16 protein-coding genes are annotated in these 17,651 nt (G+C 52.2%); 15 read left to right on the top strand and 1 reads right to left on the bottom strand.

Annotation, left to right across the window (positions count from 1 at the left end):
* Positions 1 to 12 precede the first annotated feature (12 nt).
* The 15 genes from AC0THY_RS01495 (at position 13) to AC0THY_RS01425 (ending at position 15,746) form a co-directional block, all read left to right on the top strand.
* Positions 13 to 462, top strand: a complete 450-nt coding sequence (locus tag AC0THY_RS01495) for a hypothetical protein (protein WP_489992707.1) — start codon at positions 13 to 15, stop codon at positions 460 to 462.
* Between the two features lie 93 nt (positions 463 to 555).
* Positions 556 to 1,326: a prepilin peptidase gene (locus AC0THY_RS01490; RefSeq protein WP_489992706.1), complete on the top strand. Its 771-nt coding sequence runs from the start codon at positions 556 to 558 to the stop codon at positions 1,324 to 1,326.
* Between the two features lie 173 nt (positions 1,327 to 1,499).
* On the top strand, positions 1,500 to 2,708 hold the full coding sequence (locus AC0THY_RS01485) for a type II secretion system F family protein (RefSeq protein ID WP_489992705.1): 1,209 nt from the start codon (positions 1,500 to 1,502) through the stop codon (positions 2,706 to 2,708).
* A gap of 10 nt (positions 2,709 to 2,718) precedes the next feature.
* Entirely contained in the window at positions 2,719 to 4,176 is a 1,458-nt protein-coding gene (gene pilM, locus AC0THY_RS01480; RefSeq protein WP_489992704.1) for a type IV pilus biogenesis protein PilM, read from the top strand.
* A gap of 12 nt (positions 4,177 to 4,188) precedes the next feature.
* Positions 4,189 to 4,899, top strand: a complete 711-nt coding sequence (locus AC0THY_RS01475) for a hypothetical protein (RefSeq protein WP_489992703.1) — start codon at positions 4,189 to 4,191, stop codon at positions 4,897 to 4,899.
* 18 nt (positions 4,900 to 4,917) lie between these two features.
* Positions 4,918 to 6,588 (top strand): GspE/PulE family protein, encoded by a 1,671-nt coding sequence (locus tag AC0THY_RS01470; RefSeq protein WP_489992702.1) that lies wholly within the window; start codon positions 4,918 to 4,920, stop codon positions 6,586 to 6,588.
* A gap of 17 nt (positions 6,589 to 6,605) precedes the next feature.
* Positions 6,606 to 7,652 (top strand): type IV pilus twitching motility protein PilT, encoded by a 1,047-nt coding sequence (locus AC0THY_RS01465; protein ID WP_489992701.1) that lies wholly within the window; start codon positions 6,606 to 6,608, stop codon positions 7,650 to 7,652.
* Between the two features lie 14 nt (positions 7,653 to 7,666).
* Entirely contained in the window at positions 7,667 to 9,403 is a 1,737-nt protein-coding gene (locus tag AC0THY_RS01460) for a B12-binding domain-containing radical SAM protein (protein ID WP_489992700.1), read from the top strand.
* 59 nt (positions 9,404 to 9,462) lie between these two features.
* Positions 9,463 to 10,101, top strand: a complete 639-nt coding sequence (nth, locus tag AC0THY_RS01455) for an endonuclease III (protein WP_489992699.1) — start codon at positions 9,463 to 9,465, stop codon at positions 10,099 to 10,101.
* A 69-nt stretch (positions 10,102 to 10,170) separates the two neighbouring features.
* The gene (locus AC0THY_RS01450; RefSeq protein WP_489992698.1) at positions 10,171 to 10,884 is read left to right on the top strand and encodes a 3'-5' exonuclease; all 714 of its coding nucleotides are present in this window, start codon (positions 10,171 to 10,173) and stop codon (positions 10,882 to 10,884) included.
* Positions 10,885 to 11,031: 147 nt separating this feature from the next.
* A complete protein-coding gene (locus AC0THY_RS01445; RefSeq protein WP_489992697.1) occupies positions 11,032 to 12,678 on the top strand; it encodes a VanW family protein in 1,647 nt (548 codons plus the stop codon).
* Positions 12,679 to 12,867: 189 nt separating this feature from the next.
* Complete coding sequence (locus AC0THY_RS01440; protein WP_489992696.1) at positions 12,868 to 13,407, top strand: AIR synthase-related protein; 540 nt, start codon at positions 12,868 to 12,870, stop codon at positions 13,405 to 13,407.
* Positions 13,408 to 13,585: 178 nt separating this feature from the next.
* Complete coding sequence (locus AC0THY_RS01435) at positions 13,586 to 14,068, top strand: Lrp/AsnC family transcriptional regulator (RefSeq protein ID WP_489992695.1); 483 nt, start codon at positions 13,586 to 13,588, stop codon at positions 14,066 to 14,068.
* Complete coding sequence (locus AC0THY_RS01430) at positions 14,065 to 15,243, top strand: aminotransferase class I/II-fold pyridoxal phosphate-dependent enzyme (protein ID WP_489992694.1); 1,179 nt, start codon at positions 14,065 to 14,067, stop codon at positions 15,241 to 15,243. The genes AC0THY_RS01435 and AC0THY_RS01430 overlap by 4 nt, the downstream gene beginning before the upstream one ends.
* Positions 15,243 to 15,746, top strand: coding sequence for a tRNA (cytidine(34)-2'-O)-methyltransferase (locus AC0THY_RS01425; protein WP_489992693.1), 504 nt, complete (start codon positions 15,243 to 15,245; stop codon positions 15,744 to 15,746). The genes AC0THY_RS01430 and AC0THY_RS01425 overlap by 1 nt, the downstream gene beginning before the upstream one ends.
* 19 nt (positions 15,747 to 15,765) lie before the next feature.
* Here the strand turns inward: AC0THY_RS01425 and AC0THY_RS01420 are convergent, their stop codons facing one another.
* Positions 15,766 to 17,202, bottom strand: coding sequence for an MATE family efflux transporter (locus AC0THY_RS01420; protein ID WP_489992692.1), 1,437 nt, complete (start codon positions 17,200 to 17,202; stop codon positions 15,766 to 15,768).
* Between the last annotated feature and the right edge of the window lie 449 nt (positions 17,203 to 17,651).

Genomic DNA, 17,651 nt, shown 5'->3' with positions numbered 1-17,651 from the left:
GCGACCATCCCCATGCCAAACAATAACCAAAAAGCAAGCCATATATTAAAAGCCCAGTCAATCAGATCCGCACTGAAAATTCTGGTCATCGGCCTTCTCATCGTTGCCCTGATCGCGCCAATGGGGAGCTGGATGAGGGAGAAGTCGAAGGCCACTTTAGTGCTGATGCAGGCAAAGGCTGTGCAGCTGGCTGTGGGGAATGTCGTTTTGGAATATTTCAGCAGCAACCAATCGTTTGCGGATCAGACCAGGGTTCACGGGATGACCGATGAGGCCTGGTCCAAGATCCGGGAACTGGCCCAGTGCGAGGGGGACTACTACCTTTTGCAGTGGGACGCCAAAAATTTCCGCGTGAAGAGGGCAGCGTACGCGGAGGGGGATTACACAGCGGTGTATTCCCGGGATCAGGAGGGGGAGCAGCACTGGCAGCTCTACCGGACCAAGTCCATGCTGACCGAATGAGACATCCCTGCACAGAGTTTCTGTGTTAGGGATAGTTTTGTATATTCAGTATACACAGTGGCAGCAGGCTTGCTGTATAGTTTGGAGATTTCTATGCTTTTATTAATGTATGTTCTAATCGGAACGGTTATTTTTTTCTTCGGCGCTTCGGTGTTTTCCTTTTTAAATGTGGTGATCTACCGGCTGCCGCGTAAACTTTCCTTTGTAAACGGCAGAAGCATGTGCCCCCACTGCCAGAAGACTTTGCGGGGGAGGGATATGCTGCCTGTGCTGAACTGGTTTTACCTGAGGGGGAAATGTCATTTTTGCGGCGAACCCATAGCCCTTCGCTATCCGCTGATCGAAGGTCTGGGAGGGTGCCTGGCGCTTTTGTGCGTCAAATATTTTGGAGCTGTTCCCGCTGCTGCGGTGGTGTTTGCCTTTTTGTGCATCCTCACAGTTGTGGCGTTTGTGGATCTGGATACCATGGAGATTCCCAATGGTCTTGTCCTCTGGGCAGGGGTGGTTGGAGTCATCTCCATTTTTGTGTTTCCGGAAGTAAATTTGATATCGAGAATAATCGGAATTTTTTCCGTTAGTCTTCCGCTCTTTCTGATCACCCTGGCTGTGCCGGGAGGATTTGGGGGCGGTGATATAAAGTTGATGGCAGCCTGCGGGTTGTTTCTGGGATGGAAGCTCTGTCTGCTGTCCCTGTGTTTTGGCTTGCTCACCGGAGGCCTGTACGGCATCTGGCTGCTGGCAGCCGGGAAAAAGGGAAGGAAAGAACACTTTGCATTCGGGCCATTTTTATGCCTGGGCATGACGGTGGCACTGTTTTGGGGAGAACAAATACTGGATTGGTATTTTTCATTTTTTTTACTTTGATAGTCCCGGATGGCAGAAGCGCGCAGATGGTTTATGCCATGTATAGCATACCAAAGGCGTCCTGTGGGTGACGCGCGCTTCGATGCAAATACGCCGAGGCGTATTTAAAATAAGAATTTTTGCATGTAACTGAGAAGCATAAGGTTCCGTTACATTTGGAGGAGGAATTCCATATGGCTAAATACCGCTATACAGCGAAAAACATGGAGGGCAAAAAGCTAAAGGGACTCATTGAGGCCCCGGACGAGACGGAGCTGTATAACAGACTGCGGGCGGAGGGGAAATACCTGCTAAGTTCCACGCCCGCGGATGGGAAGTCCAAGGGAAAGCGCATCAAGGCGAAAGACCTGGCGGAGTTCTCAAGGGAGCTGGGCTCTCTTTTGGAGTCAGGGATCTCACTGGTGCGCGCGCTCAATATCATCTGCCAGGAGAACACCATTAAGCCCTGGCAGAGAGCAGTGTATCAGAATGTGCTTCTGCTTATCCGCCAGGGTGTGGCTCTGTCGGATGCCATGGAACAGCAGGACGGGGTGTTCCCGGAGCTGATGATCCAGATGTACCGCTCCGCCGAGATGGCAGGAAATCTGGATAAAGTGGCGCTGCGTATGGCAGGCCATTTTGAAAAGGATCACCGGTTGAACAGCAAGGTGGTTACAGCCATGATTTACCCAATCGTCATCCTGGTGGCCTGTCTGGGGGCGGTGATTGTGCTGGTGACCTTTGTAATCCCCATGTTTTCGGAGCTGTTCAGTATGATGGATGAGCTGCCTCTGCCCACCAGAGTCGTTCTGGGACTGAGCGATGCTTTTCAAAATTACTGGTATATTATCATAATCGGCGTGGCAGCACTGGTGGCGGCTGTGAAATCTATATTTCAAGTCCCTGCCGCACGTCTGTGGAAGGACCGGATGAAGCTTCGGCTGCCCTTGGTTGGGAAATTGCTTTCTGTGGTATACACAGCCCGGTTTACCAGAACCCTCAGTTCTCTGTATTCTGCGGGTCTGCCCATTGTGTCCGCCCTGCAGGTGGGACGCAAGACCATAGGCAATACGTACCTGGAGTCCCAGTTTGACGAGGCCATTGCTGTGGTGAGGGGAGGAGGCAGTCTCTCATCCGCGCTCAGCGGCATCCAGGGCTTCAACAACCGCCTCACATCTGCAGTGATGGTGGGGGAGGAGACAGGCCGCCTGGACAACATGCTCACCGCCATCTCCGATGATCTGGACTACTCTTCTGAGACATCCATAAACAGGATGGTAGCCATCCTGGAGCCCCTGTTGATTGTAGTGATGGCATTGATAGTGGGATTTATCCTATTGTCAGTTCTGCTGCCGATTCTGGATTCCTACGGGGCAATTGAAAATTCTGGAGCAGTATATTAGGAGGACACAGATGATTACAGCCGTTTATCTTTCAAATAGAAATGTGCAGGTGCTTTTGGGCAATGCGAGCAGGGGAAAGGCGCAGGTTTTAAAGGTGTATGAGACCACAGTGCCGGAGGAGTGCCTGATCAATGGTATTATCACGGACAAAGAGCTGCTGGCGGATTATTTAAAGCGCTTCTGGGAGCAGAACCGTCTCCCCACAAAGAATATAAAGCTGGTGATCAACAGCTCCCAGTTCATCCTGAAATCTCTGGAGCTGCCCAAAATGAAGCAGGCTCAGCTTTTAGAGGTCCTGGACAAGGAGTTTTCGGACGTGGAGCGGAGGCATGACCCCATCTACAGCTACCGGGTACTCTCGGAGCAGTCCAGCTCCGTCAAGATACTGGCAACCATGACGGAGCGCAGCTTTGTGGGCGGTTTTCTGGAGCTGTTTTCTGAGATCGGCGTTGAGGTGGCTGGGGTGAACACTGCGTTGGGATGCGCGGTCCGTCTGCTTGAGCGTTTGCCGGATCTGAAGGGAAAGACCTGTGTGATCCAGCTCATGGAGGACAACAACCTAACGAATATCCTCTGGGCGGACGGAGGCTATGAGTATTCCAGCCGAAGCCGCCTTTTTAGCGACCACGGCACTGAGAGTATGGGAACGGAAGTGAGCCGGACCATCAACAACCTGATGCAGTTCTACGCATCTCTGAATAGAGAGGAGCCTCTTAAGGAGGTTTACACCTGCGGAATGCAGGAGGAGGATCTCCGTTACTGTGTGGGCGGAATGCAGAGCCTGGGCATGGAGGTGGGGCGGCTTCAGGCGAGCGATGTGATTGCGTTTACCACCCCTGCCAGGACCCAGGAGGCGGGTAATTATGTATTTCTTCTGGGCAGCTTGTTCACATCTAAAAGAGACCGAAACCTGATGACCTCCTACAAAAGGGGGAGGGCGGGAAATGCCGCTGCAGGACAGGTGGTGAAACGCATTCTTCCGGCAGCCGTGACCCTGGGCATCTGCACAGCAGCCACAGCGGGTATGCTGGTGTACAATGGAAGTCTGCAGAGACAGGCGGATGCCCTTTCCGATTACCTGACAGACCCCTCCAATGTGGAGAAGAGCAGCAAGAGTTCAGATCTGGAGAGTCAGATGGCCCGGATTGCCAGAAAGATGTCCGCAGCCCGGGAGGCCATGGATGCGCTGAATTCTTATCCCAGGGTGGACAGCAGTGTGGAGTCTTCCATTTCCAAGGCGGCCGGGGGCAGTGTGTCCACGGAGATCAGGAGCTATGACGCAGAAGAGGGGGCATTGACCTTAAAGGCATCCTCTGCAAGGGTGGAGAGCATCAACGGGTTTATCACGAAGCTTAACGGCCTGGCTATATTCCGCAAGGTGGAGTATTCAGGCTATACATTTAATACGGACAAAGAGATTTATGATATCAATGTGATCTGTTATCTGTCCGAAAATCCGGTAGAGTAGGAGGAGGCGCAAGTGAAATTAGAGATGAAAATCACGGAACGGGATAAGAAGCTGCTGACATTTTTGGCAGTCTTTGTAATTGCAGCCGCCTTTCTGACGCTGGTGATTTTACCGGGGTTTGACCGGGCGCAGAGTTTAAGGGAAGAGATTGCCGCAGACACTCAGAACAAGCTGGAGATGGACAGCAAGATCGCACAGTTGCCCACCCTTGAGGAGCAGCTGGGGGTGATGAATAAGGAGTGGGAGGACATCAGCAGGGAGCTCTACCCTATGATGGAGAGTCAGGATATTGATAAAATCGTGACAGACGAGGTGCTTGCACAGGGGCTGACCACTAAGAAAATGAATATCACAGTGAGCCAGGAGCCCGAGTCCCTGCAGCCCTATCTGTGGAAGGAGAAGCAGGAGCAGGCCCAGAGCGAGGCCGCGGAGACAGAAGCTGCTGATGAGGAGGAAGAAGCGGGTGAGGACACAGGGGAAGATACAGGTTCTGTACAGGCGGAAACATACGCGGAAATTTACACTGCAAAGGTAGACTTAAGCGTGGAGGGAAGCCGGGAAAAGATCCGCAGGCTCATGGACCGGTTTGTCAACGGCTATGCAGCGGTCAGGGTGCTTTCCGCCAAGTACGACACAGAGGAAGTGATTGACGATGCAGGACGGGTACAGTCCACCAACACGGTTCTGGATGTGGAGATGGGTTTTTATATGTATGAAGAGTAGCAGTGGAGGCAGACAGACATGGAAATAAAGAACGTTCCAATAGGCGAGGTGTTAAAGGAATACGGATATATAACGGAACAGCAGGTTCAGGAGGCATTGGCATATCAGCGGGATCACCGGGGCAAGAGACTGGGGGGAATCCTGATTGAGCTGGGATTTATCTCAGAGAGGCAGATGCTTGAGGCTCTTGCCCAGAAGCTTCAGCTTTCCATTGCGGATATTTCCAACATGACAGTGGATGTGAAGGCAGTGGAGCAGATACCGCCGCAGCTGGCCAGAAAATATCACGTGCTGGCAATATCTGCCCAGGAACATATGCTCACTGTAGTGACGAATGATCCCTTAAATCTCTACGGTCTGGAGGACATTCGCCAGCTCACGGGAAAAGACCTGGAGATTCTTCTGGCAGAGACAGCATCCGTGGACAAGGCAATTGACTACTACTATTCCGAGGTGGCTGCCAGGGCGGCTGCACAGAATGCCAATGTGAGCATCAAGGAGGAAGTGGAGGAGCTGGAAGTGGAGGAGGGGGATGGGGACGCCCCTATCATCAAGCTGCTCAACAGCCTGATCCAGAGAGCCAACAATACTAACGTCAGCGATATCCACATCGAGCCCTTTGAGGATAAAACATTGGTGCGGATGCGCCTGGACGGCACCATTATTGAGTATGTGACTCTTCAGAAGGCCCTGCACGCACCCCTGATTGCCCGCATCAAGATCCTGAGTGACTTAGACATTGCGGAACGCCGCCTGCCCCAGGACGGCCATTTCCGCATCCGTCTGGAGAATGAGTATATTAACATCAGAGTCTCCGTGATCCCAACCGTATTTGGGGAAAAGGCCGTGCTCAGACTGCTGGCCAACAATGCGGAGATTGACTATGTGGAGTCCTATGGAATGAATGAGGCAAATTATAAGAAATTTGCCCACATGCTGGATGCTCCCAACGGCATCATCTATATCACAGGGCCTACGGGGTCAGGCAAGACCACCACCCTGTATATGGTGCTGGAGCAGTTGTCCAAAAAACAGGTCAACATCTCCACCATAGAGGACCCTGTGGAGAAAAATCTGCCCAAGATTAACCAGGTTCAGGTGAACAACACCGCGGGCCTCACCTTTGAGGTGGGGCTGCGTGCGCTTTTGCGTCAGGACCCGGATATCATCATGGTGGGTGAGACCAGGGATTCCGAGACCGCGGCCATTTCCATACGTTCGGCCATCACCGGGCATCTGGTGCTCTCCACTCTGCATACCAACAACGCGGTAGCATCCATTGTGCGTCTGATTGATATGGGAATGGAGCCCTATATGATTGCAAACTCAGTGGTGGGTATCATTGCGCAGCGCCTTATGCGAAAGGTCTGTCCCCACTGCTGTGAGGAGGTGGAGTTAACAGAGCTGGAGCAAGAGATGACGGGCCACCAGGTGAAACGGGCCAAAAGGGCCAAGGGATGCAACCGCTGCAATTACACGGGATACCACGGCAGAATTGCGGTACACGAGATTGTGAGAATTGACAAAGCCATTCGGGATATGATTTCCAGGAGGGCCACCATGGAGGAGATCACAGCCTATGCCATTGAGCAGCAGGGGATGAAGCTTTTGCGCGAGGAAGGGCTTAAACTGGTGAGCCAGGGAATTACTACCATGGAAGAATTCTTAAAGATCGCCTATAATGCATAGGGGAGAAGGAGAGACATATGGAAATAGAGAGAATTATCATGATGGCAAGAGAGCTGGAGGCTTCCGATATCCATATCTCTGAGGGCACGCCCCTGATCCTGCGTATCCACGGGATGCTAAAGGAGGCGCCTGTGCAGCCGGGGGAGGAGACGAGAGGGCTTATTCTGGCTCTGGCGGGACAGAGCCGCAGGGAGCGGATTGAGCAGGGGGAAGATCAGGACTTTGCTTTTCAGACCGGGGACGGCAGCCGGCAGCGCGTCAATATCTTCCGGTACCAGGGAAAGCTGGCAGCCACCATCCGTCTGCTAAACAACCGGATTCCCACGCTGGAGGAGCTGATGCTTCCGGATGTACTGCGAAATCTGGCGGACCAGCCAAGAGGCCTGATTCTGGTGACGGGACCTACGGGAAGCGGAAAATCCACCACTCTGGCAGCCATGATTGACTATATCAACCACAGGCGCGCAGAGCACATCCTCACCATAGAGGACCCGGTGGAGTATGTGTATCAGGCAGAGAAGTCCCTGATCCATCAAAGGGAGGTGGGGGAGGATGTGCCCAGCTTTGCGGCGGCCCTGCGTTCTGCCCTGCGGGAGGACCCGGATGTGATTCTGGTGGGGGAGATGAGGGATTATGAGACCATATCCGCAGCCCTGACGGCAGCGGAGACAGGCCATCTGGTACTCTCCACCCTGCACACCACCGGAGCGGCCCAGACCATTGACCGCATCATCGATGCCTGCCCCGCCCAGACTCAGAATCAGGCCAGGACCCAGCTTGCGGGTATATTAAAGGGCGTGGTCACCCAGTGTCTGATTCCCAACAAGAGCGGCACAGGCAGAGTGGCAGCCACTGAGGTGCTGGTGGGAACGGATGCAGCCATGAATCTGGTGCGTGAGAGCAAGTGCCATCAAATGAATTCCGTGATGCAGTCCGGAGCCGCCTTTGGCATGCACACCTTAAACAGTGACCTCTGCCGTCTGGTGCAGAGCCAGAAGATCAGCCGGGAGAACGCCATGAAATATTCCAATGACCGAAAGGATCTGGAACAATATCTGATGTGATGGAGCAAAAGAAGATGAAAATACTGCTGACAGCGATCAATGCAAAATATATTCACTCCAATCTGGCGGTGTACAGCTTAAAGGCCTATGCCTCAGCGTATGCGAAACAGACAGAGATAGCGGAGTATACCATAAACCACCAGAACGATGACATTTTGGCTGGCCTTTACAGGCGCAGGCCGGATGTCATTGCTTTTTCCTGTTACATCTGGAATATAGAGGTAGTCAAGAGCCTGACCAGAGAGCTGGCGAAACTACTGCCCCATGTTCCCATTTGGGTGGGAGGACCTGAGGTGTCCTACGACGCCGTCCCTTTTCTGGAGGAAAACCCCCAGATTTTTGGCGTTATGAAAGGGGAGGGGGAAAAGACCTTCCACTCCCTGGTACAGTACTATACAGAGGGAAAAGGAGAGCTTGGGCGTCTGCCCGGGATTGCTTTCAGACAGGAGGAGGGTAGAATCCGGGATAATGGATGGGCGCCTCTTCTGGATCTGGATGAGATCCCCTTTGTTTATGAGGGGATGGAGGCGTTTGCCAACCGGATCGTTTACTACGAAAGCAGCCGGGGCTGCCCCTTCTCCTGCAGCTACTGCCTGTCCTCCGTGGAGAAACAGGTGCGCTTCCGGAGTCTGGAGCTTGTAAAGCGGGAGCTGGAGTTTTTCCTCTCACGGAGAGTCCCGCAGGTAAAATTTGTGGACAGGACCTTTAACTGCAGCCGCAGCCGGGCAGTGGAGATCTGGGACTTTATCAGGGAGCACGACAACGGTGTGACGAATTTTCATTTTGAAATCGGCGCGGATCTGCTGGGGGAGGAGGAGCTGAGCCTTCTGAATTCCCTGCGTCCGGGCCTGGTCCAGTTGGAAATAGGCGTTCAGTCTGCCAACCCTGAGACAATCAGGGAGATATGCAGGGTCATGGACCTGGACAGGCTGGAATACACGGTGGGCCGGTTGCATGAGGGGAAAAACATCCATCAGCACCTGGATCTCATCGCCGGGCTGCCCTGGGAGGGCTATGACAGCTTTAAAGCCTCCTTTAACCGGGTGTACGCCATGAGGCCCCAGCAGCTTCAGCTGGGATTTTTAAAGGTACTGAAGGGGTCACTGATGCACAGCCGCGCCCAGGAGTATGGGATCGTCTGTCACAGTAATCCGCCTTACGAGGTACTCTGTTCCAGATGGCTCTCCTACGGGGAACTCCTGAAGCTAAAGGGGGTGGAGGAGATGGTAGAGGTGTACTACAACAGCAGCCAGTTTTCCAACACGCTCAGAGCTTTGGAGCAGGCTTTTAACACACCTTTTGAAATGTTTGAGAGTATGGCCGCCTACTATGAGCGCAAGGAGCTGGCGGGGAGAAACCATTCCAGGCTTGGAAGGTTTGACATTCTGCGGGATTTTGCGTCAGAGGCAGACCCGGGGCAGAGAGCACGCTTCGAGGAGCTTCTGGTGCTGGATCTCTATCTGAGGGAGAATAGCAAGCGCCGTCCGGCCTGGGCAAAGGATCTGACACCTTATAAGGAAGAGATTTCAGCATTTTACCGCGGAGAGATAGAGGAGTCCCGGGTGCTGAAAGGGTATGAAGGATACAGCTGCCGCCAGCGGATGAACATGACCCACGCGGAGGTGTTTCTGGAGGACTTGTCAGGGGAAGGGAAGGCTCAGACAGTGCTGGCTGTCTTTGACTACCGCAGGAGGGATGTGCTTACAGGGAATGCGGCGGTGACTTTTTTAACCCTTGACAGAAAAGATTAGAAATTACGGAGCCTGGATTGAAACCATTGCCATATACACATGGAAATAGGAGAATCAGAATGACAAAGAGAACAAAAGCCATCCTGGATTTGCTGGATGAAACGTATACCAGAGAATACAAATGCTATCTGAACTATGAGACACCCTGGCAATTGCTGGCGGCTACCATGCTCAGTGCCCAGTGTACGGATGCCAGGGTCAATATCGTGACTGCGGACCTGTTTCAGAAATACGATACCGTGGAAAAGCTGGCCAATGCGGACCTAAAGGAGCTGGAGCAGGACATCAAGCCCACAGGATTTTACCACAACAAGGCCAGGAACCTAAAAGCCTGTATGCAGGCCCTGCTGGAACGCCATGGGGGAGAGGTGCCTAATTCCATAGAGGAGCTCACCGCCCTGGACGGAGTGGGGAGAAAGACTGCCAATGTGATCCGGGGCAACATTTTTCATGAGCCCAGTGTGGTGGTGGATACCCATGTGAAGCGGATATCCAGAAGGCTGGGGCTTACAAAGGAGACAGACCCTGAGAAAATCGAGATGGATCTTATGAAGGCGCTGCCAAAGGAGCACTGGATTCTCTACAATATTCAGATCATCACCTTTGGGAGGCAGATCTGCTTTGCCAGGAGCCCCAGGTGTAAAGAGTGCTTTCTGACAGACTACTGTCTGGAATACAAAGAAAAATGTAACTGTTAAGTACCTCACAGTTACATGCGTTGACCTGGTGAATTATTACAGAAAAACAGAGAAAGGCGGGCAGAAAGAATGGGAAGTGAGTATGTAGCCCTGGATTTGGAAACCACGGGACTGAGCCCAAAGGAGGACAGAATCCTGGAGATCGGAGCAGCCAAAGTGGTGGATGGCAGGACTGTGGCAACCTATAGAGTGTTTGTGGACAGCCAGATTGCAATTCCGGAGTTTGTTACCCAGCTCACCGGAATCGACAGAGCCATGGTCAAAGAAGGCTTGCCTACAGGGGAGGCAGTGGAAGGGCTGCTGGCTTTCTGTGGGGATTTGCCGCTTTTGGGTCACAATATTATCTTTGACTATAGTTTCATAAAGCGCCAGGCCGTGAATATGGGGCTCCCGTTTGAAAAGCAGGGGATCGATACCCTGAAGATATCCAGGAGGTTTTTAGGGGAGCTTCCCAGCAGAACCCTGGAGGCCCTCTGCCTTCATTACCACATTGAATGTGCAAGAAGCCACCGGGCCATGGACGATGCTGTGGCAGCCAGTCAGCTGTATGAACACATGTACAGGGAGTTTCACCACCTCTCTCCCCAGGCCTTTGTCCCCAAGCCACTGATCTATAAGGTAAAAAAAGAGGGGCCAATTACAAAATCACAAAAAGTTTACTTGAATGATTTAACAAAATATCATAGAATAGGGTTGGAAATGTCAATCGACAGTCTGACGAGGAACGAGGCCTCCAGGATTATTGACCGCATTATCCTGAACTATGGAAAAATAAAGAGGTGAACGCATTGATAAACTTTAACGACAATAAGACAAGAAGAATCATAGCAGCAGTGATTGTAGTGCTGATCATCGCCGCAATGGTAGTGCCCATGGTGTTAGGCTATCTGGTTTAAAGAGAGCCGCAGATGTAAGATGAGGAGTATGATAATGAAAAAAAGTATTTGCAGATTTTCTTTCGCGGCCTGCGCAGTGCTGGCCCTGTCTCTGACCTTAGGGAGCGGTCAGGCAAAGGCAGCCGGCGAGGAGGAGACCGTCAACAAAGGAGTGCTGATTGGCACAACGGATGTATCGGGGATGACTGCCCAGGAGGCAGAGGATGCAGTAGAGAAGGAAGCAAAGAAGGAACTGGAAAACAATGTGACCCTTACGGTGGGCAGCAGCAAGGTGACGGCAACTGCGGATGAGCTTGGAGTGGGCTGGTCCAACAGGGAAGTGGTCAGTGAGGCCATGGGACTTGGAAAATCAGGCAATATTGTGAAACGCTATAAGGACAATAAGGATCTTGAGCACAAGAAAAAGACCTTTGCCTTAAAATACGAGGCAGATAAGAAGGAGATCAAGTCGTTTCTTAAGAGCAAGAAGGAGGAACTGGACTGTGAGGCCCAGGACGGGAGCCTGACCAGGGAAAATGGCGAGTTCGTCATTGAGCCGGGCGTGGTAGGCGTGGAACTGGATGTGGAGAAGTCCGCTGACACAGTGTATGAGTTTATGAACAATACCTGGAAGGGGGATGGAGGAACCATCCAGCTGGAGGCAAATGAACAGAAGCCCAGGGGAACCCAGGAGGAACTGTCACAGGTCAAGGATGTACTGGGAACAGCCACTACCTACTATGGCTCTACCTATCAGCGAAACACAAATATCGAGGTGGGGGCTCAGCGGCTGAACGGAACGGTACTCTACCCGGGGGACTCCTTTTCCGTGACCGCGGCGGTGTCGCCCTTTACCGCAGAGAATGGTTATGAGCTGGCGCCCTCCTATGAGAGCGGGAAGGTGGTTGACTCCTACGGCGGCGGAATCTGCCAGGTATCCACCACTCTTTACAATGCCCTTCTGAAATCCGAGCTGGAGATCCTGGAGAGGCACAACCATACCATGATCGTGACCTATGTGGACCCATCCAAGGATGCCGCCATTGCGGAGGGCTTGATGGATCTGCAGTTTGCCAACAATACGGACTATCCCATTTATATTGAGGGCTATGGATACGGCGGGGAACTGACATTTACGGTATACGGAAAAGAGTACCGCTCACCGGACCGCACTGTAGAATACGTCAGCGAGACCACAAACACCACAGAGCCGGAAGGTGTGAAGCTCTATCCAAAGGCGGACGCGGACGTGGGCTATCTCAGCCAGACTCAGAACTCCCACACAGGAGTGGAAGCGCAGCTGTGGAAAATTGTGACGGAGAATGGAGAGACCATCAGGACCCAGGTGAACAGCAGTACTTACCAGGCAGTGCCCGTATCCTACGAGGTGGGGATCAATTCCAGCGACCCCAATGTGGTGGCACAGATACAGACCGCCATCGCAAACAATGACCTGCAGGCAGTCCAGACAATCATAGCCGGCGGGGCCTCCGGCACAGGAAACGGAAGCACGGACCAGAATCAGTCAGAGTCTGACTCCAACCAGGATACGTCAGGGCAGACCACCGCACCTACGGAGACACAGGCTACGGAGACACAGGCTACCGAGCCTCCTTCATCAGAGAGTGATGGAGGAGGCGGGGAGGGCGGAGGAATTATAGACCCGCCGGAGCCGGAAGGAATGGCGAACGCCACAGGGTGAGAAGTATAGCGAAAAGAAAAAAGCAGTCGGAAGAGGAAAACTTTCGGCTGCTTTACTTTTGCCTAAATAAAAATAACGAAGAGGCTGCTTATTTAAAAGCATCTGCATCTGCTGTGCTCTGGTTTTATGGACAAAATTCCCCATATATGGTATGCTTATGAAAACTTTTATCAGGAAAAGGAGCATCCAATGGATTTGATTGTAACGAAATGGATTGCCCTTGAGGCCGCAGCCATACTGGCGAGGGATAAGAGGGAACAGCTCAGAGAACGTTTTCCCGAAGCTCTCATTGATACGGGCAGACAGTTTGGGGATCAGGTGGACACAAAGCGGGAGCTGGAAATCGCACGGTCCGTGAAGGGGTCCTATACCTTCCCGATGGGTGAGGGAGGCATTTTTACAGCGCTCTGGAGGCTGGCTGAGGAGGCTGGCGCAGGTCTGGAGGCAGATCTGCGTAAGATTCCCATCCGCCAGGAGACAGTGGAGATCTGCGAATACTTTGACCTAAATCCCTACAATGCCCTCTCCGGGGGTTCCCTGCTTGCGGCTGTGCCGGATGGGGCATCCCTTGTGGATAAACTTGGGAGGGAAGGGATTTCGGCAGCCATGATCGGCAGACTCACGGATGGAAATGACCGGATACTGTGGAATGACGGCAGCAAACGCTACCTGGACCGGCCACAGAGGGAAGAGATGTACAAGGTGTATGAGAATATTATCAGATTGTAACTGTTCAGTACCTTCACAGTCACATGCAAAAACCATTTTAAATCACCTTCGGTGATGGGGTTTTTGCACCCCTGAATCATTTTCTTACGGTCAGCGCAGTAAATGCGCAGACCTGTTGAATAGTTACATCAGATTACGGAACTGATAAACCGATAGATTAGAAAAGGAGACAAAGAAAATGAGAGAACAGATTTTGACGTTTCTTGAGAAGAACAGCCGTATTGATCTGAAGGAGCTGGCGGTGATCCTGGGATCGGATGAGGTGAGCGTTGCCAATGAGATCAGCAGGATGGAGCAGGAAAAAGTGATCTGCGGCTACCACACTCTGATTGACTGGGACAGGGCTGGCAGCGATAAGGTGACAGCGCTGATTGAGGTGCGTGTCACACCCCAAAGGGGGCAGGGGTTTGACTCCATCGCGGAGCGCATCTACAATTACCCGGAGGTGAAGTCCGTGTACCTGATCTCAGGCGCTTATGACTTGATGGTAATCCTGGAGGGGAAGACCCTCAGGGAGGTTTCCGGGTTTGTGTCTGACAAGCTTTCTACCTTAGATACGGTGCTGAGTACGGCCACACATTTTATATTGAAGAAATACAAAGACCACGGAACGATTTTTGCCAAGAAAAATAAAGATGAAAGGATGCTGGTGACGCCGTGAGAGATCCGATAGCAGATAAAGTTAAAGATATCCAACCCTCAGGAATCCGAAAATTTTTTGACATTGTCAGCGAGATGGAGGATGTGGTGTCTCTGGGAGTGGGGGAACCGGACTTTGACACTCCCTGGCACATTCGGGACGAGGGGATCTACAGCCTGGAGAAGGGACGTACATTTTACACCTCCAACTCAGGGCTGCGGGAGCTTCGTGTAGAAATCTGTAAATATTTAAAGAGACGCTGCCATATTGACTATGATCCGGATCATGAGACCCTGATCACTGTGGGGGGCAGCGAGGCCATTGACCTGGCTATGCGCGTAATGCTCAATCCCGGGGATGAGGTGCTGATTCCTCAGCCCAGCTTTGTCTCCTACCTTCCCTGCGCCGTACTTGCGGACGGGGTGCCCAAAGTGATTGAGCTAAAGGAGGAAAATCAGTTCCGCCTCACAAAGGAGGAGCTGCTGGAAGCCGTTACAGAGAAGACGAAGCTACTGGTGCTGCCCTTCCCCAACAACCCGACAGGGGCCATTATGCGGCGTGAGGACCTGGAGGCCATTGCCGAGGTAGTGATTGAGAAGGATATTTTTGTGCTCTCAGATGAGATATACTCGGAGCTGACCTATAATGTGGACCATGTGTCCATAGCCAGCCTTCCGGGAATGCGGGAGAGGACCGTTACAATGAACGGCTTCTCCAAGGCATATGCCATGACGGGCTGGCGGCTGGGATATGCCTGCGGTCCCAGGGCAGTGATTGAGCAGATGACAAAGGTTCACCAGTTTGCCATTATGTGCGCCCCCACCAACAGCCAGTATGCGGCGGTGGCAGCCCTGCGCGATGGGGACCGGGATGTACAGGAGATGCGCCAGGCCTACAATGGACGAAGAAGGTTTCTGATCCACGCTTTTGAGGAGATGGGGCTTCCCTGCTTTGAGCCCTTTGGAGCATTTTACGTGTTCCCGTGTATCAAGCAGTTTGGCATGAGCTCCGATGAGTTTGCTACGCGGCTGCTGGAAGAGGAGCGGGTGGCGGTTGTCCCGGGCACTGCGTTCGGAGACTGCGGGGAGGGGTATTTGAGGATTTCCTACGCCTATTCCCTGGAGGATCTGAAGATTGCGCTGGGACGGCTGGGACGTTTTGTGGAAAAGCTGAGAGAGAAGGGTGAGACAAAATAATGGCTGCTTTAAACATAGTTCTGTTTGAGCCGGAGATCCCAGCCAACACAGGGAATATCGGGAGGACCTGCGTGGCTACGGGAACCAGGCTGCATTTGATTGAGCCGCTGGGATTTAAGCTGAATGAAAAGGCCATCAAGAGAGCTGGGATGGATTACTGGAAAGATCTGGATGTGACTACCTACATAAATTATGAGGAGTTTCTGGAGAAGAATCCGAACGCCAAAATCTATATGGCCACCACCAAGGCCAGAAGAGTGTACACAGAAGTATCCTACGAACCGGACTGCTATATCATGTTTGGCAAGGAGAGCGCGGGGATTCCGGAAGAAATATTGGTGCAAAATCCGGAAACTGCGGTGCGCATTCCTATGATCGGGGACATCCGGTCCCTGAATCTGGGTAACTCTGTTGCGATTGTATTGTATGAGGCTCTGCGCCAGCATGGGTTTGAGCAGATGCGGCTGAAAGGGGACCTCACCAGGTATCAGTGGGGTGAATAAGGACAGGCAGCAGGCTCCGCTACGTTGCGGAGCCTGAAACATTGCTCTGCTTTCTGACACTGCGTCGGGGAAGCGGGGCTTCTTTTTTGCGGTCCGTATAGCAATCCAAGTAACGGCGGATATAGCGGATAATGACCAGGACTGCGATAAAGCTTACGGTATCGGCTATGGGAGCGGAATACAGGGCGCCGGTGACTCCAAGGGCTGCGGGCAGCAGGAGCACCAGGGGGACGCTCAGGAGAAAGTCCCGCAGAAGAGACAGACCCATAGAGAGGACTGGTTTGCCTAGGGACTGCAGGAAAATGCTGGTGGCCTTCTGAATGCAGCAGAGGCTTATGGTGCTGAGATAGATACGAAAGGCCAGGACGGCAAACTCATTGTAGAGGCTGTCCTCACTGCCGAATATGGCAATGATCTGGAGCGGAAAACACTCAAAACACAGGGTGGCGGCCAGGCCTACGCACAGCTCGGCCAGAATCATGGTGCGGAATATCTTTTTTACGCGTATACTGTGGCCGGCGCCGTAGTTATAGCCCACAATGGGCTGTGAGCCGGCTGCGATTCCCACCACAACTGAGATTACGATCTGAAAGACTTTCATAACAATCCCCACGACAGTGAGCGGGATATCGGCGCCGTATTTGGATTCCGCCCCGTAACGGACCAGAACATTGTTCATGACAGCCATGATGATGACAATGGACACCTGGGTGAGAAAGCTGCTAACGCCCAGGGGGAGAACACGCTTCAGCACCGGGCCGCTGCGCCGGAAGCTGGATTTGCGCAGGCGGAAGGACTTGGTGTGAAACAGGTAGTATAAGGCCAGCAGGGCGGAGACGATCTGACCGGTTATGGTTGCCAGTGCAGCCCCAAACATTCCCCAGTGCAGCACAAAGATGGCAATTGGGTCCAGAATTACATTGATTATACATCCAATGAGGGTAGAGATCATGGCAAACTGAGGACTGCCGTCAGCGCGTATGATGGAGTTTAAGGAATTGGCGAACATGAAGAAAGGGATGCCGAGCACGATACAGCGAAAGTATTCCCTGGCATAATCAATATTGTTCTCAGTAGCGCCAAAGCCCCAGAGGATTTGCTCCTGAAAGAGGTAAAATACCAAAGTCATGAGAATACTGCATAGGAGGATGAGGCCAATCCCACTGCCTACACAGCGGTGGGCGCTGTCCTCATCCTTTTTTCCCTGACAGATGCTCAGGTAGGCGGCGCAGCCGTCCCCGATTAAAAGAGCAATGGCCAGGGCTATGATGGTAATGGGAAATACCACATTGGTGGCTCCATTGCCCAGATATCCCACACCGCGGCCTATGAAGATTTGATCCACGATATTGTACAGGGCAGATACCAGCAGGGACATGATGCATGGGATAGAAAATTTGAGCATCAGTTTTCCTATGGGCTGTTCTGCCAGATATTGGTTTGTGTTTGTATTCATTTTATAACCTCCATTAAAATAGTATGTTACAGTAATGAAACGCCCGCGTTTCTGCTGCAAGACGCCCGCCGTGCTCTTTAACAGTGGATACGATATTTATGGGTCAGTGGGCCGGTTGCATATTGTTTACAGCAGGGACTCGGGGGATTGGGGCAGCAAAATGGCCGCAGCCCCTGCGTGCTTGGCCTTCACGCAGGAGCTACAGCCATTTCTTTTTCATTATACCACAAAAAAGTTCCGGGCTGTAAGAGCAGGATTGCCCAAATTTTTAGCCTATATATATTGTGCACTTTCACGGAAAATCCTTAGCTTTACAGAGAAGTTAATAAATTTTGTCTTTAATCTTAATTTTTTATATAATGTGCTCTTGCGTCTTGTGTTTTAATACTATGCATTGTATAATAATGTTAATTCACAAGTGAAGGATCAAGTCGTTACTGTGAACGAGT

It is taken from the genome of Ruminococcus sp. 8Y-12 (genome assembly GCF_058119865.1).
Note: the sequence above shows the minus strand (reverse complement) of the source record. Positions and strands in the feature narration are given on the sequence as shown.

Bases quoted from the DNA above. Each gene is read 5' to 3' on its own strand.
- AC0THY_RS01420 (WP_489992692.1), bottom strand. From the start codon at position 17,202: ATGAATACAAACACAAACCAATATCTGGCAGAACAGCCCATAGGAAAA.
- AC0THY_RS01490 (WP_489992706.1), top strand. From the start codon at position 556: ATGCTTTTATTAATGTATGTTCTAATCGGAACGGTTATTTTTTTCTTC.
- pilM (WP_489992704.1), top strand. From the start codon at position 2,719: ATGATTACAGCCGTTTATCTTTCAAATAGAAATGTGCAGGTGCTTTTG.
- AC0THY_RS01450 (WP_489992698.1), top strand. From the start codon at position 10,171: ATGGGAAGTGAGTATGTAGCCCTGGATTTGGAAACCACGGGACTGAGC.
- AC0THY_RS01435 (WP_489992695.1), top strand. From the start codon at position 13,586: ATGAGAGAACAGATTTTGACGTTTCTTGAGAAGAACAGCCGTATTGAT.
- AC0THY_RS01440 (WP_489992696.1), top strand. From the start codon at position 12,868: ATGGATTTGATTGTAACGAAATGGATTGCCCTTGAGGCCGCAGCCATA.
- AC0THY_RS01470 (WP_489992702.1), top strand. From the start codon at position 4,918: ATGGAAATAAAGAACGTTCCAATAGGCGAGGTGTTAAAGGAATACGGA.
- AC0THY_RS01425 (WP_489992693.1), top strand. From the start codon at position 15,243: ATGGCTGCTTTAAACATAGTTCTGTTTGAGCCGGAGATCCCAGCCAAC.
- nth (WP_489992699.1), top strand. From the start codon at position 9,463: ATGACAAAGAGAACAAAAGCCATCCTGGATTTGCTGGATGAAACGTAT.
- AC0THY_RS01460 (WP_489992700.1), top strand. From the start codon at position 7,667: ATGAAAATACTGCTGACAGCGATCAATGCAAAATATATTCACTCCAAT.
- AC0THY_RS01465 (WP_489992701.1), top strand. From the start codon at position 6,606: ATGGAAATAGAGAGAATTATCATGATGGCAAGAGAGCTGGAGGCTTCC.
- AC0THY_RS01485 (WP_489992705.1), top strand. From the start codon at position 1,500: ATGGCTAAATACCGCTATACAGCGAAAAACATGGAGGGCAAAAAGCTA.
- AC0THY_RS01445 (WP_489992697.1), top strand. From the start codon at position 11,032: ATGAAAAAAAGTATTTGCAGATTTTCTTTCGCGGCCTGCGCAGTGCTG.
- AC0THY_RS01495 (WP_489992707.1), top strand. From the start codon at position 13: ATGCCAAACAATAACCAAAAAGCAAGCCATATATTAAAAGCCCAGTCA.